The organism is Lactococcus sp. (assembly GCF_036648155.1).
Lineage (GTDB): Bacteria > Bacillota > Bacilli > Lactobacillales > Streptococcaceae > Lactococcus > Lactococcus cremoris.
Window position 1 is genome coordinate 1 of sequence record NZ_JAVXIY010000005.1, and the last position, 24,017, is coordinate 24,017.

Below are 24,017 nucleotides of genomic sequence, written 5' to 3' on the forward strand. Positions count from 1 at the left end.
GGTCCGTTAGTGGAAGTTCCTGTTATGATTGCTTTAGTTAATGTGGCTTTGAAATTTAAAAAAATCTATTTTACAAAAGAATCCGTATAAGGAGTATTATGAAATTTAAATTCACATCTCTTTCTTCGGCTGAAGAGAATTCTATCAATAATTACACGGGTGAAAAAAGTGGAGAATATATTATTAAAGAGTTCATTAATATGAAATCAGCTGTTCAATATGTAGCTAATAATTCTGGTTTTGTAACAACTGATGATGAGAAAAAATCATTTGTTGTTAGAAATATTGAAAAAATAAATTAAAAAAACACCATGTTTTGGTGTTTTTTTAATTTATTAGGGTCAGTATTAGGGTCAGTATTAGGGTCAGTATTAGGGTCAGTATTAGGGTCAGTATTAGGGTCAGTATTAGGGTCGGTATTAGGGTCGGTATTAGGGTCAGTATTAGGGTCAGTATTAGGGTCAGTATTAAGGTCGGTATTGAGGTCAGTATTAGGGTCGGTATTAGTTCGGTATTAGTTCGGTTATCAATCTTAATATTGTATCTATAAATGATACTAATGCAGTAAGAAAAAGCTAACTTTTTCGGAAAGAAATATATCATTTCAAAAAGTTCATATTATACGATGCTGAAGCATCTTTCTGAGACTAAAATACCGAAATACTGGAAACCCGTTTTTCGGATGAAATAACCGTAATACTGAAAATCCGTATTTCGGTAACCGTAGAACGCCTTTTCCGTATTACGGATATTCCAGAAACCGGATTTATCGGATTACGGATTTACCAGATTCCGTTAAATCAGCCACTACAAATTACCCACTATTAACAAACTAAAAATACTAACAAATAAAATATCTTTTACAAAAAAATATTTGAAAAGATGAGGATGAATAAAATTATTAAAAAAGTCCAAAATTAAAAGCGGTCAGGAAAAAACAGACCGCAAAGTATTAAGTTTTGAGTTTATACAAAAATTGACAATACTTTAATATTTAACTACAATATATTCTAATTTGAATAGAAAATGTTGAGGAACAATAAAAAGAGATGTCAGAAAATCATGGTTATCGTTATAATGTAAATAAACTCATGCTTGAGTTTCCCTACTACGTCAATGAGTTTATCCAGTCTAAGGACACTGTACCACTGAGTATTGCCTCTATTTACTCTTACTGCTTGGAATTTAGAAAATACTTGAAATGGATGAATGAAAATAACATAACGAGCCATGCTAACATCAAAGAAATCACTTTGAAAGAAATGGAAAACGTAACGAAACGTGAGCTAGAAGCTTTTGTACTTCACGAACGACTCCGTTTAGAATCAAAATGTGGTTCTAATACACATACATCAGCATTAAATCGAACCATTGCAGCGATTAAGAGTTTATATAATTATCTTTGTGAACAAACTGAGGATGAAGACGGAAATACATACATGATACGAAATGTTAGTCGTTTAATTCATATCCGAAAAAAGAGCGAAACTCTGCATTATCGTGCAGCACAGCTGGAAGGTAAACTATTCCTAGGAGACGAAACTAAAGCATTTTTAGAGTTTGTTGAACATGAGTATGAAAAGTCTATCAGTAATCGAGCGAAAACAAGTTTCAAAAAAAATAAAAAAAGAGATTTAGCCATACTAAGCCTCTTTTTATCTTCTGGATTACGTTGTGCGGAACTTGTAGGAATCAATCTCAATGATTTAAACCTTGAAACTGGTAAAGTAAGAGTGATGCGAAAAGAAGGCAAGAAAGATGTAGTGCCAATTGCCCACTTTTCACACAAATATATAACAGATTATTTTGAGGCAAGAAGTAGCATAGAAACTGAAATACAAGCACTTTTTATTACTGATTATAACCAACAAATTAGAAAAATCTCGAATGCTTCGATAAATAAGCTAGTAGCGAAGTATTCAGAAGCCTATAAAGTTCGAGTGACACCTCATACTCTAAGGCATACATTCGCAACAAGACTCTATAATGTCAGTCACTCTCAAGTCCTTGTCAGCAACCAATTAGGACATTCTTCAACCAAACCAACTGAGTTATATACCCATATTGTCAGTGCTGAAGCTAAAGATGCGTTGAGAAAGTTATGAAATTCACAAACTATCTAAAATTTATTTAACGTGTAATTTTTGATATAATCAGATTAACGTAATTAAATGACAGGGGAGTAACCATGAAAATCATTCAAGCCGTCCATATTAACGGAACTGACAAACATAAACGCTATTGGAAGGTACCAGACCACCTACAACCGATTAGACTACGTAAAGGCGACGAGGCGGCTGTTGAAACCAAAAGTGGGCCACAGAGGGTTAAGATTGTTGCCGTAGTGACCTCAAAGGATGGATTTTTGTATTGGAAAAATGGAGATACCTGGCACAAATTTGAAGTTAAACAGGAAGTTTTAGCATTCTTTGACAGAAAAACAATGGAAGTCAAATACCCTCCAAAAGCTGATTAATCAGCATAACAGAGCATAACAAAAAAATCCTTGCACGCAAGAATAGTTTATGCTATAATTAAGGCAACTAAAAAAGGCCTGATTAAGCGTCAACTTTATCAGACCTGCCGATTAAGAACACATTCCGTTCAATCGACTTACTTAATGATATTATAAATAAATATGCATAAAAAGTCAAGTCAAATGATGTAAAAGGGAGATTCTTAATCGGAATCTCTCTTTTTTGTGAGTGATTTGATTTATAATAATATCTATTATTTTATTTTAGTAAGAAAAAAGAAAAAACTTCTGAAAAAATTTTTTGAAAGATAATTAAAACAAAAAGCAGGAGAGCAATGTGTTACAAAAACCTTATAATAGCAAGGTTTACGAAACCTTTTGAAAAGGTGTGACACAGAACTCCTATATGTTTTAAGTAACATCTTTCCGAAAAACTGTAATTTTCTTGACAATTGTGTATCTCTTCTGGTATACTTAATCTATGAAACGTGAACAATTAATACAAAATATTGAAAAACTAAAGCATGTTATGCCTCCTTATGTTCTTGAATATTATCAATCTAAACTTACTATTCCTTATAGTTTAAATACACTTTATGAATATTTAAAAGAATATGAACGCTTTTTTAGCTGGTTAGTGGACTCGGGGGTTGCTGATGTTGATAAAATAACTGACGTTTCACTCTCTATTCTGGAAAACCTAACTAAACGAGATTTGGAATCATTTATCCTTTATCTTAGGGAAAGGCCACGGTTAAATACCCATTCTACACGCTATGGGGTCAGCCAAACAACGATTAATCGTACTTTATCAGCTCTTTCTAGTCTTTATAAATACCTTACTGAAGAGGTTGAAAATGAAGATGGAGAGCCTTACTTCTATCGTAATGTTATGAAAAAAGTACAAACAAAGAAAAAATCTGAAACTTTGGCTTCGCGTGCTGAAAATATCAAAGGAAAATTATTTTTAGGAGACGAAACTCAAGGTTTCCTTGATTATATTGATAGTGAATATGAGAAAACCTTATCAAATCGAGCCCGCTCTAGTTTTTTCAAAAATAAAGAACGGGATTTAGCGATTATTGCCCTGATTTTAGCTTCTGGTATTCGTTTATCTGAGGCAGTTAATATTGATTTAAGAGATTTAAATCTTAACACTATGATGGTTGAAGTTACTCGTAAGGGAGGTAAAAGGGATGCTGTTCCTTTTGCCCCTTTTGCCAAAACTTATTTTGAGCGATATTTAGAGGTGCGTAGTCAGCGTTATAAAACAACTGCCAAAGATACTGCATTTTTTGTTACTCTTTATCGCGATATAGCCAGTCGAATCGATCCGTCTAGTGTTGAAAAGTTAGTTGCTAAATATTCACAAGCTTTTAAAGTTAGGGTGACACCTCACAAACTAAGACACACTCTTGCAACTCGGCTTTACGCTCAGACAAATTCGCAGGTGTTGGTGAGTAATCAGCTAGGCCATGCTTCAACTCAAGTAACCGACCTCTATACGCATATCATTAATGAGGAACAAAAAAATGCCTTAGATAGTCTTTAAAATAGTATAAAAAAACGCTTGATAAGCTTCAAGTGTTTTTTTATATACTATGCTAACTTTTCTTTTGAGATGATATCTGTTAAAGTATTTAACGAACGTTCAGCAACTTTTGTATAACGTTCTTTCTTATCACGAATCCGTGGACCATCTAACTCCTCAACAATTCCAAAAGTGACATTCATCGGTTGGAAATGTTTGCTATCAGTATGGGTGATATAGTAAGGGAGGCTTCCGATAGCAGTTGTTTTAGGGAAAATCACCACTTCTTCATCATTAAAAAGTTTAGCCGCATTGATCCCAGCAACTAAGCCAGAGGCAGACGATTCAACATATCCTTCTACTCCTGTCATTTGCCCAGCAAAAAAGAGATTTTCTTGTTTACGTGATTGAAATGTTTGTTTAAGAAGATTAGGGGAATCCATATAAGAATTTCGATGCATGACACCGTAGCGAACGAATTCAGCGTTTTCGAGTCCTGGAATCATTTGGAAAACTCGTTTTTGTTCTCCCCACTTTAAGTGAGTTTGAAATCCGACAATATTATATAAAGAGGCGGAGGCATTATCTTGGCGAAGTTGAACCACTGCATAAGGTGTTCTAAATTCGCCATCTCTAGGACCTTTGTATTCATCTGGATATTCCAGTCCAACAGGCTTCATGGGACCAAACAGCATTGTTTTGTAGCCACGTTTAGCCATTTCTTCAATGGGCATACATCCTTCAAAGACTTTTAAATCCTCAAAAGAATTGAGAGGAGCTTCTTCTGCAGAAATCAAGGCTTCTTGGAAAGCTTGAAATTCTTCTTTAGTCATTGGACAGTTAATATAATCGGCTTCACCTTTGTCATAACGTGATTTTTTATAAACTTTATCAAAGTTTATCGAATTAGCATCAATGATTGGAGCTGCCGCATCATAAAAGTAAAAACCATCAGCGCCATTAAATTCACGGATTTTATTTGCTAAGCTGTCAGAAGTTAAGGGACCGGTTGCAATAATCGTCAATTCATCTTGAGGAATTTCAGTGATTTCTTCACGAATAACCTCAACTAATGGGTGATTAGATACTTCTCTAGTAACAAAATCAGAAAAACCTTCCCTGTCCACGGCTAGAGCTCCACCAGCAGGAACTTGAGTGTATTCAGCAGCTTTAATAATTACTGAGTCGAGTCTTCTCATTTCTTCTTTGAGAAGCCCAACCGCGTTGGTTATTGCAGCCCCACGAAGAGAATTTGAACAAACAAGTTCAGCAAATTTGTCTGTTTTATGTTGAGGGGTCTGTTTAAGACCACGCATTTCGTAAAGTTTTACTCGGATACCGCGTTTAGCAATTTGATAAGCGGCTTCAGAACCGGCAAGGCCTGCTCCGATAACATTAATATGTGTTTTTCTCATAGTCTCAATTATATCTAATTTTATTGAATTTTACCATTGATTAATATAATAAAAAAAGCGCTATTGCGCCTTTTATTTTTGTTTTTCTTCTTGATAGTCACACTCGTCATTTGAACACACGACTTGTTTACCACCACCACGGACTTTCTTTTCAACGAGAAAATGACCAGATTTAGGACAATCACGTCCAATTGGTTTGTCCCAGCTTGTAAATTCACATTCTGGATAGCGGTCACAACCATAGAAAATTCTATTTTTCTTAGTTTTACGTTCAATGATGTTTCCTTCATGACAAAGTGGACATTTTACGCCTATTTCTTTCACGATAGCCTTGGTATTTCGGCAATCTGGGAAGTTACTACAAGCATAAAACTTACCAAAACGTCCTAATTTAATGACCATTGGACTTCCACACACATCACAATCAAAACCAGCGGGTTCATCCTTGATTTGAATCTTCTCCATACCTTCTTCAGCATTTTCAAGTTCTTTAGCAAAAGGTTTGTAGAATTGGTCAACAACCTCAATCCATTGGCGTTTTCCTTCTTCAACCTGATCAAGATCTTTTTCCATTTCGGCAGTGAATTCGGTATTAACAATGTTAGGGAAAAATTCAACAATCAACTTGTTAACGATTTCTCCAAGTTCCGTAGGTTCAAATCGTTTTGCTGATAATCTTACATAATAGCGTTTTTGAATTGTTTCTAAGGTTGGAGCATAGGTTGAGGGACGGCCTACACCGTTTTCTTCTAATGTTTTAATGAGTGTTGCTTCAGAATATCGAGCCGGTGGTTGTGTGAAGTGTTGTTCTGGTTTAACATTTGCTTTTTTCACTGTCTCGTTTTCTTCCATTTCTGGAAGCATATTTGATTTATCGGAGTCGTTGTAGATTCTAAGATAACCGTCGAATTTGACCTGTGAACCATTGGCGATAAAAATGACACCATTTTGTGAAAGGTTCACTTTCACAGTATCAAAAATGGCTGCAACCATTTGGCTAGCAACAAAACGATTCCAAATAAGTGTATAGAGTTTTAATTGGTCTTTGTCCAAATATTTAGCAATGGACTCAGGTGTATTAAAGACATTTGAAGGTCGAATGGCTTCGTGGGCATCTTGAGCACCAGAGGCATTCTTAACTTTTGAACCGTGCTTGCTGTACTTTTCGCCAAATTGTTCCGCAATATAGCTATGAGCTGCACTTTGTGCGACTGGCGAAATACGTGTTGAGTCGGTACGCATATAGGTAATCAGACCTTGATGTCCTTGACTTCCGAGTGTCAATCCTTCATAAAGCTGTTGGGCAACCATCATTGTTTTACGGGTACGAAAGTTAAGCTTATTTGCTGCATCTTGTTGCATTGAACTTGTTGTATAAGGGAGTGGTGAATTTCTACGACGTTCTTTCTTTTCAACTTTATCGACATTGAAATCAGGACCGTCTAAACGCTCCATCACTTTAATAACATCTTCATTATTTTTTAATGGATGTTTTTTTCCATCAATTCCCCAAAATGAAGCTTTAAATTTCTTGGTTCCTTTTTTGAATTCCCCATCAATTGACCAGTATTCTTCTGGGATAAAGGCATTAATTTCATTTTCGCGGTCAACGATTAATTTTAAAGCAATCGATTGAACTCGACCTGCAGAAAGTCCTTTTTTGACCTTTTTCCAAAGAATTGGACTGATTGAATATCCAACTAGTCGGTCAAGAACGCGACGTGCTTGTTGGGCATCAACTAAATCTACATCAATTTGACGTGGTTCCTTAAAGGCGTTTTTCACGGCGTCTTTAGTAATTTCGTTGAAGACCACACGGTTTTTTTCTTCGAGTGGAAGATTCAAGATGTGAGCTAAGTGCCATGAAATTGCTTCTCCTTCACGGTCCGGGTCACTCGCGAGATAGACAGCTTTGGCAGCTTTGGCTTCTTTTTTGAGTGAGTTGATTAGAGGTGCCTTACCTCGAATATTGATATATTGTGGTTCATAATCATTCTCGATATCAACAGACATCGTTGATTTTTTTAAATCACGAATATGACCGACAGAAGCAACAACTTTATAGTTTCGTCCAAGATATTTTTCAATTGTTTTGGCCTTAGCAGGGGATTCGACAATTACGAGATTTTTCCCAGGAGTCACTTTCTTTCGTGTTGTTTTTTTCTTTGTACTAGTTTTAGTTTTAGTTGAAGTTGGCATAATTAATATTCCTATTTATCTATTTTTAAATATCCACTATCTATAAAATGTTATACAGTTCATAGAGGATTTAGTGATTAGAAAGTGGAAATTGAACTAATGTTTGGTCTAAATTACTGACTTCCTACATTAAATTCACTCTCCCATAATAAATGCTTTTCTTCAATATGTCAAGCTATTTAGTTTTCTTATAGTAAAACTTGTTATTAATTGAGATAATAAAACACCGCTAAGAGCTTTATATTTAAGGGCTTATAGCTATTTTTTAATTGTACAAATATTCTTCTAAAATATCTTGAGCTTGATAGACAAGTTTTGCTCCTTGTTGAATAAGATGATTACAGCCATCGGATGTTCCATCTGCAATATTTCCAGGGATGGCAAAGATATCTCTTCCTTCTTCCAGTGCCCTTTCACAGGTGATTAAACTGCCACTTCTTAATTTTGCTTCCACGACAACAACTCCCCGTGAAAGACCAGCAATAATTCGATTGCGCTCTGGGAAGTGGTATTTAAGTGGTTTTTCGCCTAATGAATATTCACTTAAAACTAATTGATATTTTGCAAGATATTCCTGTATTTTACGATTTTCTAATGGATAGAAAATATCCAATCCTGTACCAATAACAGCAATTGTTGGTGTTTTAGTTTTAATTGCTGACAGATGGCTGGCTGTGTCAATCCCCTTAGCAAGTCCGCTTACAATTGTAAAGGATTGATTCAATTCTGTCACAATTTTTTGGACAGCTTTTATTCCTGATGGACCTGCTAGGCGGCTTCCAACAAAGGCAAGTTTAGGATTTTTTAATAAATCAATATTTCCCTGATAAAAAATTAAGACAGGTGGATTATAGATTTCTCTTAGGCGCTCGGGATAAAGGTCATCAAGAATAGAAAAGGAGGAGAATTTTTTATAGTCTGCTCTTAGTTTTTTTACATCTTGATTTTTATATTGTTCGATAAAGTTAGGGATTGATTTGACTTGAGCCACTTGTCCCATTTGTCGTAAGCTTATTTTTCTATCATATTTTCGGAAAAATTTTAAGAGCTTATTTACACCAAGATTGGTCATTCCTGCTTTTTTCCAACGAAATAAATCAAAATTTGTAATCATATCTACCTCCAATATTACTGACAGGATGAGTCAGTCGCTTTTAAATTTGCTTATATCTTTCTATACGATAAAAGTATTTAATTGTAACTAAAAAAAATTACTGACAGCTTTTTTGTCAGTAATTTTTATAGTTAATATGCTATTGCTTTAGGACTTAATCTCAGCAATAAATTCGATTTCAATGAGAACTTCTTTGGGCAATCCAGCAACTCCTACAGCGGAGCGAGCTGGAAAGCTTTTATCAAAGAATTTTGAATATATCGCGTTAAACTTGGAAAAATCTTCGATGTTCTTTAAAAAACAAGTTGTTTTAATAACGGAATCAAAATCTGAGTGAGCCGCTTTCAAAATTGCGGCAATATTTTTCATCACTTGTTCAGTTTGAAGTTCGATTGTATCACCGACGATTTCTCCATCAAGAGGATTCAAAGGAATTTGTCCAGAGGCATAAAGTAAGCCATTTACTATTTTCCCTTGAACGTAAGGGCCAATCGCTGCGGGAGCATTGGGTGTTGCAATAATGTTCATTAAATTTCTCCTTTGTAGCTAAAGAAATTTAAGCAATTATCATTCAGCTACGTCAATATCTTTTTTCAAAGCCTCAATGTCAAGGTCGGCAAATAAAAATTTGCGATCTTGAACAGGGAATGATTGATTCAATTGGTCAATTGCTCCAATTTCAACAGTCCCATTATCAATAATAAAATCAAGAACATGTCCACCAAAAGTGAAATCTTCACTAATAAAATGAAGATGATAACCAGCAACGCTGACACCATGGAACATTTCAGGAGTCCAAATTCCAACAATTGTTCCTTTGACATTTTCTTCGGTATATTCTGGTTGGTTTTGTGAAACTTCTACAAATTTTGTTCCTGATTTAGCACGCGGAATCATTCGTACATGCATTTTTGGAAATTCACCAGTAATTTTGATTGAGCGGAATAAGTTTTGACCATCAAAATAGCTTTCAATTCGGTCTTCTAATTCTTTATCGCTTACTGTAAATTTTTGTTTGAAAACAACTTCTGCCTGATGAGGAACAACTGCAGCGTAAGGAACTTTGATATCGTCAGTTAATTCGACGATCGTTTTATCTCCCTTAGCTTGATAAGCTTTACCATCTAAAACAATCAATTCGCCATCAATTGAATCTAAAGTTCCAATTCCTAAGTCACCATGTTTCAAGAGCTCACCAATCGTCATTGTCCCCTCATAAAGTCCGGCCATTAATGCCCCAAGGGTATTATATTGAAAAAGTTGTGTGATTTCTGACATGATATTTCTCTTTTCTATCTCATTAAATTTAAATAATTTATTAATTAAATTATATCAAATTTCTAGTGATTTAAAAGAAACGCAGACTAGAAAATATTAATGGGAAAGTAAAAGCAATTTCATGTGAACTATATCTTAAACTAATAACTCATATAAACTTTCATTTCCATGTAAATTTACATAACGGCTATCAAATTGTTCAATTCGCTCAATCAAAGCGTCGTAGTCTCTGGGATTTTCGAGTAAAATACCAACAAGACAAGGCCCTTTACCTTTGTCCACCCTTTTTATATATTCAAATCTTGTAATGTCATCGTTAGGTCCTAAAATATTACTGACAAAAGTCCGAAGCGCTCCCGGTCTTTGAGGAAAATTAATGACGAAATAATGTTTTAAGCCCTCATAAACTAAAGCTTTTTCTTCAATTTCTTGCATTCGACTGATGTCGTTATTTCCACCACTAATAATACAGACGATATTTTTGCCTTTTATCTCATCTTTGACGAGTTCAAGTGCGGCAACAGAGGTTGCACCAGCGGGCTCTGCGACAATTCCTAACTTAGAATATAAATCCAAAATGGTCTGTGAAATCAATCCTTCGTCAACAGCAATTAATTGCTTGACTTTGTCATTAATGATTTGATAAGTTTTTTGGCCAACGGTTGCCACAGCAATTCCGTCAGCAAATTTATCAATATGTTCTAAAGTGACTGGATGACCCGCCAAGTAAGCTGCTCTCATACTCGGTGCACCTTTTGCTTCAACTCCCACGATTTCAGTGTCAGGATAGCGTTCGTGACTGTAGGCAGTGATTCCGGCAATTAAGCCCCCTCCGCCAATCTGGACGAGTATTTTATCAAAGTTAACCCCAAGTTTTTGACCTTGAGCAAATATTTCCAAAGCTACTGTCCCTTGTCCAGCGATTACCTTTTCATCATCAAAAGGATCTATGAATGGTTTTCCGTTATCTTTCGAAAATTCTTTGGCTGCTTTTGCTGACTCATCAAAAGTGTCGCCAATCAGCCGAATCATGACATGATGACCACCAAAAAACTTAACTTGTGAAACTTTTTGATTAGGGGTGGTGACAGGCATAAAAATTGTGGCAGAAATATTCAATTGATTGGCTGCAAAGGCTACCCCTTGTGCATGATTACCCGCAGAGGCACAAACCACACCTTTAGAGCGCTGGTCAGCACTTAATTTACTGATAGAATAATAGGCGCCTCGTAATTTAAAAGAACGAACTTTCTGTAAGTTTTCTTCTTTTAAATAAATATTTGCTTGATATTTGTTGGAAAGATAAGGGTCTAGTTGTAAAGGGGTTTTGGTGACAACTGGCTTTAACAAATCATAGGCTTCTTCGACCTCTTTGGCATTTATCATTTATCTTATTCCTCCATAAAGTAGTTTTATGTTTTCTTTATTATGTTAAAAAGATAAATTATTGATAAATTTTAAAAGCGTCGTCATCACCAGATTGTGTAAATGGCATTGCTTTACGTAGTTCTGCACCGATTTTTTCAATTTCCAGATTTTTAGCTGCTTCACGATAAGCAGTTAATTTTGGACGTCCAGCTTTGAAATCATCAACGAAATCTTGCGCAAATTTTCCTGATTGAATGTCAGCCAACACGAGTTTCATATTCTTTTTAACTTCGTCAGTAATAATGCGTGGTCCAGTCACATAATCGCCAAATTCGGCAGTGTTTGAGATTGACTGACGCATTTTAGTGAACCCACCTTCGTACATAAGGTCAACAATCAATTTCATTTCATGCAGCACTTCAAAGTAAGCCAATTCGCCAGCATATCCAGCTTCTGTCAGTGTTTCAAAACCAGCTTCAACAAGTGCTGTCAAACCGCCACAAAGCACGGCCTGTTCGCCAAACAAATCTTCTTCTGTTTCTTCTTTGAAAGTTGTTTCAATAATTCCAACACGGGCACAGCCAATTCCTTTGGCCCAGTCCATGGCAATTTCACGCGCATGACCAGTGGCATTTTGATGCGAAACGAACAAAGCTGGCGTTCCGAAACCTTCGGTAAAAGTCCGCCGAACGAGATGTCCCGGCGCTTTTGGCGCAACCATGAAGACATCAACATCTTCTGGAACTTCAATATAGCCAAAATGAATATTAAATCCGTGAGCAAAACCAAGTGCTGAACCTGCTTTCAAATTTGGTTTGATGTCCTCTTCATAAATAGATTGTTGAAGTTCATCAGGTGCCAGAACCATAATGACGTCAGCTTTAGCTACTGCTTCTCCTACTTCAAATGTTTCAAAACCATCTTCTTTTGCTTTATCAAAAGATTTCCCCTGACGAACGCCAATAATCACATCATGACCAGAATCACGCAAGTTTTGTGCATGAGCGTGTCCTTGTGAGCCATATCCAATCACTGCGATTTTCTTACCCGCGAGTGCGGCTACTTCTACATCTTCTTCATAATACATTGTAACTGCCATTTTTGTTTCCTCTATTTTCTATTTATTTGTTAACTTTTTTAAATTTATCCCCGCTCAAAACCTGCACTGCCTGTCCGAGCCATATTAAGAATGCCATAAGGACTGACCACATCAATGAGTGCTTCAATCTTTGCTGAATCACCCGTTAATTGAATGGTGACATTTTCCAGGTTGACATCAACGACATTTACCCTAAAAGGTTCAATCATTGTAAAAATTTCTGCACGTATCGTTGGTGGAGCTGATACTTTAATTAAAACCACTTCACGAGCGACATGAGGCAAGTCAGTGATATCAGCAACCTCAATCACATCTATTAAACGATTTAACTGTTTGATAATTTGCTCCACCTCATTAAGATAGTCTACTTCAATGACAAAAGTGGTATGAGTTAAATCCTGACTTTCAGTCACACCAGCGGTAATTGAGATGATATTTACCTGCCTACGGTTGAGTACAGCCGTAAAACGATTCATGATTCCTGTGACATTATGAAGCTTTGCAATAATCATTCTACGCATTGTCCACCTCCCTATCCTCAGTAAAAGTCAGACCAATCATCTCGTCATTATGCAATCCTGCCGGTATCATTGGCAAAACATGTTCAGATTTTGAAATGACAATTTCGATAAGCATTGGTTCATCTTTTGTAATGATTTTCAAATCTTCAGCCAAAGTCTTGGGATTTTCTAGCTTCAAGTGTTTGATTCCGTACGCCTCGGCCAATAATTGAAAATTGGGTTCGGCATCAAAAACGGATTGTGAGCGGCGCTCCTCATAGAAAGATTCTTGCCACTGACGAACCATTCCTAGCGAATGATTATTAATCAACACCACTTTGATTGCAATGCCATAACCATTAAGTAAAGCCAGTTCTTGATTGGTCATTTGAAAACCACCATCTCCGACAAAAACGATGACATTTTTATCAGGATTGGCAAGCTTGGCACCAATTGCCGCTGGGATGCCAAAGCCCATCGTTCCCATTCCGCCAGACGTAATCAGCTGACGAGCGTTTTTGTAAGGATAATATTGCGCTGCCCACATCTGGTGCTGTCCAACGTCAGTAACAATGATTGAATTTCCGTCAGTATATTTTCCAATTAATTCGATAGCTTCTTGTGGACGAATTTCATCTTGTGGCGCTTCGTAAGCAAATGGTACTTTTTTCTTGTTTTCTGTGACCAATTGAACCCAGTCAGTAAAATCTGTATCAACTTTAGGAAAATCCAGAAGTTTCGTCAGTGCATCTTTCAAATCTGAATGAATGGGAATATCTGTTTTTACGATTTTTCCAAGTTCGGAAGCGTCAATATCAATATGAGCAACGACTGCATTCTCAGCGAATTTTAATGGATTGGAAACAACACGGTCATCAAAACGGGAGCCAAAGTTGATAATATAATCAGCTTTGACCAGAGCCATATTGGCTGCATAAGAACCATGCATTCCTGCCATACCCAATTGTAATTCGTGATCAATCGGCAAAGTTCCTAAACCTAGTAAAGTTGAAACCACGGGGATTTGATATTTTTCAACAAATTCACGAAATTCACTGACAGAATCTGAATAATTAATGCCCCCACCCGCAATAATGACTGGACGTTTACTGACAGAAAGTTTCGTCAGTAATTCGTTCAATTGATGATTGTTTGCAGTTTCAGTAGGACTGTAATGGGGCAAGTTCAAAGTTGGATCATTGATTTCAGTGACTTCAAGTGTTGAAACATCCTTAGGTAAATCAATTTCTACCGGTCCGGGACGACCCGTCTGAGCTAAATAATAAGCTTCGGTCACGATTCTTGGGATATCGGCCGTATCTCTGATTTGATAATTATATTTTGTGATGGGTGCGGTAATGCCAACAGTATCAGCTTCTTGAAATGCATCCTTACCAATGGATTGGCGTCCGACTTGTCCAGTAAAAACTAACAATGGAACGGAATCAAGATAAGCATCAGCAATTCCGGTCACCGCATTAGTTGCGCCCGGCCCAGAAGTAACCACAACCACTCCAACTTTTCCAGAAGATTTAGCGTAACCTTCGGCTTCATGCGTTGCTCCTTGCTCATGACGGGCTAAAATATGTTGAATTCCTTCAAAACCATGAATCGCATCATATAAAGGAAGCATAGCCCCACCGGGATAGCCAAATATAATCTCTACTCCAAGATTTTTTAGAGTTTCAAGGACGAGCTGAGAGCCAGAAGTTGGTTTTTCTAACTTTATTTTGTTCATGCAATCCTTTCTTTCTATAAATCAGTCACACAGCCTTCACTGGCAGGGCGCGTGAGTTTAGCAAATTTAGCAAGAACCCCACGCGTTGCTTTAGGAGCAGGTTTTTGATAATTGGCACGTCGTCTAGCAATCTCATCGTCAGCAACTTTCAAACTAATGCTGTTATTGACCGCATCAATCTCGATAATATCATCATCTTCGACCAAGCCAATCAAGCCGCCCTCAACCGCTTCGGGGACAATGTGGCCAACCACAAAGCCATGTGTGCCACCAGAGAAACGTCCGTCAGTAATCAAAGCACAAGATTTTCCAAGACCTGCTCCAATCAAGGCTGAGGTCGGTTTTAACATTTCTGGCATTCCTGGGCCTCCGACTGGGCCGATATTACGAATGACAGCGACATCTCCTGCGTGCAAACGACCTGACTCAATTCCGTCAATAAAATGTTGTTCGCCATCAAAGACACGAGCTGTTCCTTTGAAAAATTCGCCTTCTTTTCCAGAAATTTTTGCCACAGAACCACCTTCAGCAAGATTGCCATAGAGAATTTGCAAATGACCTGTTGCTTTGATAGGATTTTCAAGTGGTCGCATAATGTCTTGGCTGTCAAAGTCCAAATCTAATGCTGTTTCAACATTTTCAGCTAGAGTTTTACCAGTAACCGTCAAACAGTCGCCGTGAAGCTTGCCCTCTTTGAGCAAATATTTCAAAACAGCAGGCACGCCACCAATTTTGTGCAAATCTTCCATCATGTACTTACCACTTGGCTTGAAATCGCCAAGCACAGGCGTGACATCGGAAATACGTTGAAAATCATCTTGCGTAATTTCGACACCGATGGCATTAGCCATGGCAATGATATGAAGTACAGCATTGGTTGAACCACCGAGAACCATGACGATCGTTATGGCATTTTCAAAAGCTTCCTTGGTCATGATATCGCTTGGCTTGATGTCTTTTTCTAGCAAATTTTTGATTGCCAGACCAATTTCATCACATTCGTCTTCTTTTTCTTGACTGACCGCCGGATTTGAAGATGAATAAGGCAAACTCATTCCCAAAGTTTCAATTGCCGAAGCCAATGTATTTGCTGTATACATGCCCCCACAAGCACCCTGTCCCGGAATGGCATTACAAATGACGCCGTGATAATCTTCTTCGGAAATATTTCCAGTGATTTTTTGTCCAAGCGCTTCAAAAGCCGAAACAATATTTAACTTTTCGCCTTTGTATTCGCCATGTTCAATCGTTCCACCATAAACCATAATTGACGGACGATTTAAGCGAGCCATTCCGATAATTGACCCTGGCATATTTTTATCACAACCAGGAATGGCAACGATGGCATCATAATATTCTGCACCAGCGTTGGTTTCAATGCTGTCAGCAATAACTTCACGACTGACCAAGGAATATCTCATGCCAAGTTTTCCGTTGGCAATCCCATCAGAAACCCCAATGGTGTGAAATTGAAGTCCAATCAGTCCGTCAGTTTGATTGACAGAATTTTTGATTTTACTACCAAGTGTCCCCAAGTGCATGTTACAGGGATTTCCGTCCCAATCCATGCTGACGATTCCGACCTGAGCTTTTTTGAAGTCCTCATCTTTAAAACCAATGCCATAGTACATGGCTTGGGTCGCTGGCTGTGTTGGGTCTTGTGTCAATGTTTTTGAATACTTATTGAGCTCTATTGATTCAACTTTTCCGTTATATTTGAATTCCATATGTTATCTTTTTGACCTCCCCGTAAATTTTTATAGAGTTATTTTATCATTAAAAAATCGAAAATACAATAATTTGTCAGAATATTCAATAAAGTCTATAAAATACTTTTGCTTTCTTTTTAAAAATTCATCGGAATAATGAAATACTTATGCTTAATTCGTTGAATTTCAATCTTTTCTTGATAAAAATCTGTCAGTATTTTTTCATTTAATAAGTCATCTTTTTTGCCTGCTTGAACGACTTCTCCTGCTCTTAAAAGTAAAAGGTGCGTAAAAGTATCAGAAATTTCATCAGGATGATGAGTAATATAAATAATTGTTGGCCCATTTTCTAATTTATTAATTTGTTCAAGTTGCTTTAATAAATTTTCTTTTGCGAATAAATCTAAACCATTGGTTGCTTCATCTAAGATTAATAGTTCAGGCTTTAAAATTAGACTTCTAGCAATAAGTAAAACTTGTTTTTCTCCCTGTGAAAGGCTCCCGTAAGTTCGACCAATAAGTGCTTCTGCTCCAATTTTCATCAAAAGATTACGGGCTTCGTCGAGTTCTTGGTCTCTATAAGGTTTATAGAGCATACTTGAATTAAATTTACCTGTATAGACTAGATTTTCGGCTTTGATATTTGAATGGAATCGTTCGGCGATAAATGAGCCAACCACACTGATTCGTTTTCTAAGTTTTGGAATTTCTCCTTTACCAAATTCAGTCCCTAATACTCTTAATTGGCCTGAGCTTTTCCATTCTTCGGCCAAAATTAATTTCAACAAACTTGATTTTCCAGAACCATTTAAACCCAGAATCACCCAATTTTCCCCTTGATTAACCTGCCAAGTGATATTTTTGAGAATTTCTGTTTTATTTCGAGTAAGATTCACATTTTTTAAGCTAATAATTGTCATCTTTTTCTCTCTTTTATTGATGTTTTTGCTCATAGGCAGCAATGGCTTGTTCATATTGCAAAGTAATCCCAATATCATCTAAACCATTAATCAGTTTATCTTTCCAAATGGGGTCAATCTCAAAATAAAAGTTTTCTGTGCTCGTTTGAATTAACTGATGAGGCAAATCAATTGTGATTTCTTCTTGGCTTGAAAGTTGGGCTAGACTTTTTAGCGCCTCTTTGGGTTGGACAATGGGTAAAAGTCCATTTTTCAAGCTGTTATTATAAAAAATGTCTGAGTAAGAGCCAGCAATAATGGCTCGAAAACCATAATCTGCTAATGCCCAAGCCGCATGTTCTCTGGAAGATCCTGAACCAAAATTGTCGCCAGAAATTAACAAGCTGGCCTTGCGATATTGCGGCTTATTTAACACAAAATCGGGATTTTCCTCATAATCTTTGCTATAGCGCCATTCATAAAATAAGTTTTTCCCAAAACCTTTTTTATCAATCGCTTTTAAAAATTGTTTAGGAATAATTTGGTCAGTGTCAATATTGTCGTTCATTAATGGAACGCTTGTTCCTTTGTAAATCGTGAATTTTTCCATTTTTATCTTTCTATTATTTTTTATATTTAAATAACTGTCTGTTGATTTTCATTCTTTTGCTTTTCGATTATTCTCAATTTCTTTTGGAAATTGCTTACGCGCCTTGTTATAGGCGAGATAGCGTTGCACCAACAAGGAAAAGCCAATGTCAAAGAGCAAAAAGAGATTGCCTGGCGCTTTTGTGAAATGATCTAGTCCCAAGTGCAAAGCCATATAAATAATCCAAAAAAGAGCGGTCAAAAGATTTCCTTTGCGCATGACCTGCTGGTCATCATTGACCCAGTAAGTATAGGTCAAGACCCGCAGCCAGCCAAAGATAGGCGGCAAAACCAGACTGTAAATCAGAAGATTACCCAGAAAACCAATCGTCAACCCTGACTTTTCGACATACTGGAAAATCTCAACGGCACCAATTGCCATAAGTATGAGATAGATTGTCATGCGCGCAGTCACGACACGCGCGCGAAGCTGACGACTGATGACCCAGACGATGATGAGAATCCCCAAAATCGCTGGTGCAAAGTTTTTAATGAAAGCTTGAATGTCTGTGTTCATCGCTTGATTAAATTGGTTCGTATTCATTAGACAATTTCTCTAACATCAACAAATTTGCCGGAGATTGCGGCTGCGGCCGCCATTGCTGGAGAGCATAAATGCGTTCTGGCATTATGTCCTTGACGACCCTCAAAGTTTCGATTAGAAGTTGAAGCACAATGAACATAAGCTGGGATTTGGTCAGGATTCATGCCCAGACAAGCCGAACATCCGGGTTCTCGCCATTCAAAACCTGCGTCCTTGAAGATTTTATCAAGACCCAGTTCTTCGGCAGCGATTTTGACAGGGCGACTGCCGGGTACAACAATTCCTGTCAGTCCGTCAGCAATATGATTGCCTTTGATAATTTTTGCTGCTTCTTCTAAATCGCCAAGCCGTGCATTGGTACAAGAACCAATGAAAATATAAGCCAAGTCAATATCAGAAGCGGTTTGTCCCGGTTTCAAATCCATATACTGATAAGCACGTTCGTAGTTTAAATCGTCATTAATTTTAGGAAATTTTTCACCAAATTCTAGTCCCATGCCCGGATTGGTTCCCCAAGTCACCATGGGTTTTAATTGACTAACATCAAGGGTTAAGACCTTGTCATAAACCGCGTCAGAATCACTGACAAGTTTTTCCCATTTACTGACAGCTTCGTCAAAGTTTTCAGGAGCATATTCGCGTCCTTTGACATAATCATAAGTTTTTTCGTCAGGATTCATCAGCCCAACTTTTGCCCCAAATTCAATGGACATGTTACAAATTGTCATCCGTTCTTCCATGCTTAAATCGTCAATCGCAGGACCTGTGTATTCAACCGCATAACCTACACCTGCGTCAACCCCATATTTAGCAATGAGAGCGAGAATGAAATCTTTACTGTAAATGCCTTTTTGGGGATGACCTTGAAATTCAATTTTCATCCGTTTGGGTTTGACTTGCCAGATGGTTTGAGTCGCAAGGACATGCTCTACTTCACTGGTTCCAATTCCGAACGCAATAGTTCCAAAAGCCCCATTTGTCGCGGTATGACTATCACCACAGACAATTGTTTTACCGGGTTGTGTACGCCCAGATTCAGGGGCGACCATGTGAACAATTCCTTGTCCTTTGCCACCGTGCACTTCTGCCGGAACACCAAATTCCTTGACATTTTTAGTAAAGGTATCAATTTGCTTTTTAGAAATCAAATCTTGAATATTAAAAATATCTTTTGTTGGAACATTATGGTCAAGTGTTCCATAAGTTAAATCCCTGCGTCGAACGCTACGCCCTGCATCACGCAGACCTTGAAATGCCTGTGGACTCGTTACTTCATGTATCACATGAAGATCAATATACAAAAGTTGAGGTTCACCCTCCTGTCCAGCAATCACATGCTGGTTCCAAAGTTTATCAAATATTGTTTGACCTGACATTTTATATCTCTTTTCTTTATAAAATTTTACTGACAGAGCTGTCAGTATTTTTTTAACTTTTCGCCAGTAAAATTCACTGACAGAACTCTCAGCTATGCTGAAAGTTCTTTTATCTACAACTAAAATGCTCTTTACTCAATCGCATTTTACTGACAATTTTTCAAAATAGCTTCTGTCATCTCAGCAGTCGTTGCATTTCCACCCAAATCCTGTGTCAAAATTCCGTCAGCAAAAGTCTGAGTTACTGCTTTTTCAATCAGAGTAGCGCCATCTTCTTGACCAAAAGATTCTCTTAGCATCATAGCAATTGATAGAATCATCGAAACAGGGTTCGCAATTCCTTTTCCTGCAATGTCAGGCGCAGAGCCGTGTATTGGCTCATATAGTGACAGTCCGTTAAATCCATGAGAACTAGAGGGCATAACTCCCAGTGTTCCCGCAAGACTAGAGGCCTCATCAGACAAAATATCGCCAAATAAATTTTCGGTCACAATCACATCAAATTTTTGTGGTTCTGTAATCAATAGCATGGCACATGAATCAACCAGTTGATGCTCCAAAGTAACGTCTGGATATTCAACAGCAATTTCGTCAGCAATTTTTCGCCAAAGTTTCGAGGTCGCAAGAACATTTTGCTTATCAACCGAAGCCAGTAACTTTCTTGGACGATTTTGAGCTATTTTGAAAGCAAAGTGTAGAATTCTACTGATCTCGTCAGCAGAATAATCATTGACATCCCGTGCTTTGTCATCTGCCAATTCATGTTGACCAAAATAAATCCCTCCTGTCAGTTCGCGAATCACGACAAAATCAACATTTTCAACATTTCGGATTGGCGAAAGGTTTTTCAAAGCTGGGTAAATTTTCAAAGGACGCACATTTGCATAGAGCCCCAATTCTTTCCGCAAAGCAAGTAGTCCTTGCTCTGGTCTTACTTTTGCATCGTTGTATTTAGGGTGACCAATGGCAGCGAGCAAGATGGCGTCAGCATTTTTAACTGCTTGCAAAGTTTCTTCTGGTAAAGGATGACCATGCTTATCAATTGCAATTCCTCCAAAATCTTTGGCTTCTAATTCATATTCAAAAGCAATTTTTTTACTGACAGCTTTTAAAACGCTTAAACCGGCTGACATAATTTCAGGTCCAATCCCATCACCTGCAAGTGTCACAATTTTTTTAGTCATTTTCCTTCACCTTAAATCCCATCATGAGCTGAAATTTTTTCAACCTTTCCTTGTGAGTTTTCTTTCTGTACCAGTACATTCGCATTCATATAAGCAATCGCACCACCTTTTAAGACATCATAATCGACCCCTTTAGCATTAAAAATTGTACCGGTAGCGAGATTTTCAACAGAAACAACGGTTGTTGCTTGTGCATCAATCCCGTCAGTCACAGCATCAACAGAATAAGAAATTAATTTTAGTTGATGATTAAAGACTTTATCAATGGCTTGGAAAATTGCATCAACTGAACCAGAACCCTCTCCCTGACTGACATAAATTTCAGCATCTTGGTTTTTGAGTTCGACTAGTGCTTTATGCCCATCAATCTGAACATTATTAAGAATGAAACCAGCCAGATTTTTCACCGTTTCGCCCGTGAATAAAGCATGAATATCAGCGTCAGTAATTTCCTTTTTCTTGTCAGCCAAACGTTTAAAACGTTCAAACAAGTTTGGAAGTTCCTTTGCGTCATATGAAATATTAAGTTCGGTCAGTTTTTCAGTAAATGCATGCCGACCTGACAGTTTCCCGAGTGGTAGTGAATTGTGTTTTATTCCAACAAGTTCTGGACTAATGATTTCATAAGTTTCGGCATTTTTAAGAACACCATCCTGATGAATTCCAGATTCATGAGCGAATGCATTTGCCCCAACAACCGCCTTGTTTTTAGGAATAGCAATTCCTGAAAATTGCGAAATTAATTCTGCTGTTGCCATTGTTTCCGCAAGGACTAAGGGACTTTTCGCCTGATAATAATCCTTACGAATATGCAAAGCAACTGCAATTTCTTCAAGCGCAGCATTTCCAGCCCGTTCGCCAATTCCATTGACCGTACCTTCTACTCTACCCGCTCCAGCTTTAATTGCTGCTAATGAATTTGCTACAGCCATCCCTAAATCATCATGACAATGCGGACTAAAAATAATTTCACGGTCAGCTTTAATATTATCAATCAACATTTTAAATATTTTTCCATATTCTTCCGGAGTTGTATAACCAACAGTATCAGGAATATTGATGTAAGTTGCTCCAGCATCTACTGCTGTTTGAACGGCTTTCAAGAGAAATTCTGGTTCAGTACGTGTCGCATCTTCCGGCGAAAATTCAACAACTTCAACTTGCCTATGAGCATATCTTACGCATTTATCAATCGTTTTTAGAACTTCATCAGGACTTATTTTGAGCTTATATTTCATGTGAATGGGTGAAGTGGCAATAAAAACATGAATTTGTGGATGTTGAGCTTCTCTTACTGCCTCTACTGCTTTATTAATGTCAGTTATAACGCAACGAGCTAATGCTGTTACCGCCGTCTCCTTTAAAGCCTTAGAAATTTGTTTTACAGCTTCAAAACTATCCGGACTCGCTGCAGGAAAGCCAGCTTCAATCACAGATATCCCCCATTTTTCAAGTTGCTTTGCAATAGTTACCTTCTCGGCTATGGAAAAACTCACGCCAGGTGTTTGTTCGCCATCTCTTAGGCTAGTGTCAAAGAATTCAATTTTTCGCATAATATTACCTCTATTTTTTATTAAGAAACAAAAAAGACGCCCCTGAGGACGTCTCATGGTCCTCGAAATGACTGTTGTCAAATAGGACCTACATATTTTAGCCGAAAAGCTAACGTAGGTCCACCTTGATCAACAACAATGAAAATTGTGTGTCTGTCATTTCAAGTTCCTCTTTTTTGTTAATTTACATTATAATACTCTTAATGTTTTAAATTGTCAATAAAATAATAATATTTAATGCATTTTTTTGTATTAACAAGAATTTAACAACAAAAAGATTACAATTTCTTTTAAATATCTTTTATAAAGTCCATAGATCAGTTGCTTGTTAATAAATAGACAAGCAATTTTGTTGCTTTTGATAGGACTAAAATGATTAAATTATAATGGATTATGATGTACCAATAGAATAAGGAGAAAAAATGACTCAAGATTATCGAGTTTTATTATATTATCAATATGTCCCAATCGAAGATGGAGAATCTTTCGCTCAAAAGCACCTATCAGACTGTAAGGCCCTAGGTTTAAAAGGACGTATCTTAGTTGCTGACGAAGGAATTAACGGAACTGTTTCAGGAACTGTTGAACAAACGAATGCTTACATGTCACTCATGAAAAATGATTCTCGCTTCACGTCAACAATTTTTAAAATTGATGAAGCCAAACAAAATGCCTTTAAGAAAATGCATGTTCGTTATCGCCCAGAATTGGTTAACTTGAGTTTAGAAGACGATGTTAATCCCTTGGAACTCACTGGTGCTTACCTTGATCCCAAAGAGTTTCGTGAAGCTATGCTTGATGAAAATACAGTTGTCATTGACGCACGAAATGATTATGAGTTTGACCTTGGTCATTTCCGAGGAGCAATTCGCCCTGAAATTAGAAGTTTCCGCGAACTTCCTCAATGGATTCGGGATAACAAAGAACAATTCATGGAAAAACGAGTTTTAACTTATTGTACAGGTGGAATTCGCTGTGAAAAGTTCTCAGGTTGGCTTGTTCGTGAAGGATTTAAAGATGTTGGTCAACTTCATGGCGGAATAGCTACTTACGGTAAAGACCCAGAAGTCCAAGGGGACCTTTGGGATGGACAAATGTATGTCTTTGATAGCCGAATTGCAGTTCCGATTAATCAAAAAGAACACATCATCGTCGGACGTGATTGGTTTGATGGAAGTCCTTGCGAACGTTATATTAATTGTGGGAATCCAGAATGCAACAGACAAATGTTAGCTTCCAAAGAAAATGAAGTTAAATATCTTGGCGCTTGTTCACATGAATGTCGAGTTCATCCAGATAACCGCTATATCAAAGCTCATCAGCTTTCAAATCAAGAAGTTCAAGAACGCCTTGCTCTACTTGAGAAAGATTTGGCATCATAAAATA

Annotated in this window: 21 protein-coding genes; 5 read left to right on the forward strand and 16 right to left on the reverse strand. The window is 37.3% G+C overall.

Annotated features, from left to right (window positions below; genetic code table 11):
* The first annotated feature begins 98 nt into the window (after positions 1-98).
* From RSC39_RS05860 to xerS (RSC39_RS05875), 4 genes are all read left to right on the forward strand, one after another.
* Positions 99-302 carry a hypothetical protein gene (locus RSC39_RS05860; protein WP_023189252.1) on the forward strand — a complete coding sequence of 68 codons (204 nt, stop codon included), beginning with the start codon at positions 99-101 and terminating at the stop codon, positions 300-302.
* A gap of 747 nt (positions 303-1,049) precedes the next feature.
* The gene (xerS, locus tag RSC39_RS05865) at positions 1,050-2,105 is read left to right on the forward strand and encodes a tyrosine recombinase XerS (RefSeq protein WP_332535781.1); all 1,056 of its coding nucleotides are present in this window, start codon (positions 1,050-1,052) and stop codon (positions 2,103-2,105) included.
* An 83-nt stretch (positions 2,106-2,188) separates the two neighbouring features.
* Positions 2,189-2,476, forward strand: coding sequence for a hypothetical protein (locus tag RSC39_RS05870; RefSeq protein WP_015426413.1), 288 nt, complete (start codon positions 2,189-2,191; stop codon positions 2,474-2,476).
* Positions 2,477-2,957: 481 nt separating this feature from the next.
* Positions 2,958-4,028 carry a tyrosine recombinase XerS gene (gene xerS / locus RSC39_RS05875; protein WP_063281685.1) on the forward strand — a complete coding sequence of 357 codons (1,071 nt, stop codon included), beginning with the start codon at positions 2,958-2,960 and terminating at the stop codon, positions 4,026-4,028.
* Positions 4,029-4,075: 47 nt separating this feature from the next.
* Here xerS (RSC39_RS05875) and trmFO read toward each other — a convergent pair whose 3' ends face one another.
* The 16 genes from trmFO to RSC39_RS05955 form a co-directional block, all read right to left on the reverse strand.
* Complete coding sequence (trmFO, locus tag RSC39_RS05880; protein WP_332535784.1) at positions 4,076-5,422, reverse strand: methylenetetrahydrofolate--tRNA-(uracil(54)-C(5))-methyltransferase (FADH(2)-oxidizing) TrmFO; 1,347 nt, start codon at positions 5,420-5,422, stop codon at positions 4,076-4,078.
* A 72-nt stretch (positions 5,423-5,494) separates the two neighbouring features.
* Positions 5,495-7,621, reverse strand: coding sequence for a type I DNA topoisomerase (topA, locus tag RSC39_RS05885; RefSeq protein WP_015082465.1), 2,127 nt, complete (start codon positions 7,619-7,621; stop codon positions 5,495-5,497).
* Positions 7,622-7,886: 265 nt separating this feature from the next.
* Positions 7,887-8,735 carry a DNA-processing protein DprA gene (dprA, locus tag RSC39_RS05890; protein ID WP_332535787.1) on the reverse strand — a complete coding sequence of 283 codons (849 nt, stop codon included), beginning with the start codon at positions 8,733-8,735 and terminating at the stop codon, positions 7,887-7,889.
* Positions 8,736-8,882: 147 nt separating this feature from the next.
* A complete protein-coding gene (locus tag RSC39_RS05895; protein ID WP_332535789.1) occupies positions 8,883-9,263 on the reverse strand; it encodes a RidA family protein in 381 nt (126 codons plus the stop codon).
* A 39-nt stretch (positions 9,264-9,302) separates the two neighbouring features.
* Positions 9,303-10,013, reverse strand: a complete 711-nt coding sequence (gene budA, locus RSC39_RS05900) for an acetolactate decarboxylase (RefSeq protein ID WP_063281680.1) — start codon at positions 10,011-10,013, stop codon at positions 9,303-9,305.
* Positions 10,014-10,148: 135 nt separating this feature from the next.
* Positions 10,149-11,399 carry a threonine ammonia-lyase IlvA gene (ilvA, locus tag RSC39_RS05905; RefSeq protein WP_332535793.1) on the reverse strand — a complete coding sequence of 417 codons (1,251 nt, stop codon included), beginning with the start codon at positions 11,397-11,399 and terminating at the stop codon, positions 10,149-10,151.
* Positions 11,400-11,457: 58 nt separating this feature from the next.
* Positions 11,458-12,480, reverse strand: a complete 1,023-nt coding sequence (gene ilvC, locus RSC39_RS05910; RefSeq protein ID WP_011835156.1) for a ketol-acid reductoisomerase — start codon at positions 12,478-12,480, stop codon at positions 11,458-11,460.
* A 44-nt stretch (positions 12,481-12,524) separates the two neighbouring features.
* A complete protein-coding gene (gene ilvN, locus RSC39_RS05915) occupies positions 12,525-13,001 on the reverse strand; it encodes an acetolactate synthase small subunit (protein ID WP_011835157.1) in 477 nt (158 codons plus the stop codon).
* Positions 12,994-14,718, reverse strand: coding sequence for an acetolactate synthase large subunit (locus RSC39_RS05920; protein ID WP_332535795.1), 1,725 nt, complete (start codon positions 14,716-14,718; stop codon positions 12,994-12,996). The genes ilvN and RSC39_RS05920 overlap by 8 nt, the downstream gene beginning before the upstream one ends.
* 14 nt (positions 14,719-14,732) lie before the next feature.
* Positions 14,733-16,445 carry a dihydroxy-acid dehydratase gene (gene ilvD / locus RSC39_RS05925; RefSeq protein ID WP_063281676.1) on the reverse strand — a complete coding sequence of 571 codons (1,713 nt, stop codon included), beginning with the start codon at positions 16,443-16,445 and terminating at the stop codon, positions 14,733-14,735.
* 119 nt (positions 16,446-16,564) lie between these two features.
* Complete coding sequence (locus tag RSC39_RS05930; protein ID WP_042748208.1) at positions 16,565-17,347, reverse strand: ABC transporter ATP-binding protein; 783 nt, start codon at positions 17,345-17,347, stop codon at positions 16,565-16,567.
* A gap of 13 nt (positions 17,348-17,360) precedes the next feature.
* Positions 17,361-17,936 (reverse strand): 3-isopropylmalate dehydratase small subunit, encoded by a 576-nt coding sequence (gene leuD / locus RSC39_RS05935; protein ID WP_063281674.1) that lies wholly within the window; start codon positions 17,934-17,936, stop codon positions 17,361-17,363.
* Between the two features lie 48 nt (positions 17,937-17,984).
* Complete coding sequence (locus RSC39_RS05940) at positions 17,985-18,518, reverse strand: hypothetical protein (protein WP_332535799.1); 534 nt, start codon at positions 18,516-18,518, stop codon at positions 17,985-17,987.
* Entirely contained in the window at positions 18,518-19,894 is a 1,377-nt protein-coding gene (gene leuC / locus RSC39_RS05945; RefSeq protein ID WP_332535801.1) for a 3-isopropylmalate dehydratase large subunit, read from the reverse strand. Before leuC ends, RSC39_RS05940 begins: the two co-directional genes overlap by 1 nt.
* 146 nt (positions 19,895-20,040) lie before the next feature.
* Positions 20,041-21,078, reverse strand: a complete 1,038-nt coding sequence (gene leuB, locus RSC39_RS05950; protein WP_332535803.1) for a 3-isopropylmalate dehydrogenase — start codon at positions 21,076-21,078, stop codon at positions 20,041-20,043.
* A gap of 11 nt (positions 21,079-21,089) precedes the next feature.
* Entirely contained in the window at positions 21,090-22,631 is a 1,542-nt protein-coding gene (locus RSC39_RS05955; protein ID WP_332535805.1) for a 2-isopropylmalate synthase, read from the reverse strand.
* 422 nt (positions 22,632-23,053) lie between these two features.
* Between RSC39_RS05955 and RSC39_RS05960 the strand changes: the two genes are divergently transcribed.
* The gene (locus RSC39_RS05960; protein WP_332535807.1) at positions 23,054-24,013 is read left to right on the forward strand and encodes a rhodanese-related sulfurtransferase; all 960 of its coding nucleotides are present in this window, start codon (positions 23,054-23,056) and stop codon (positions 24,011-24,013) included.
* Positions 24,014-24,017: the final 4 nt, after the last annotated feature.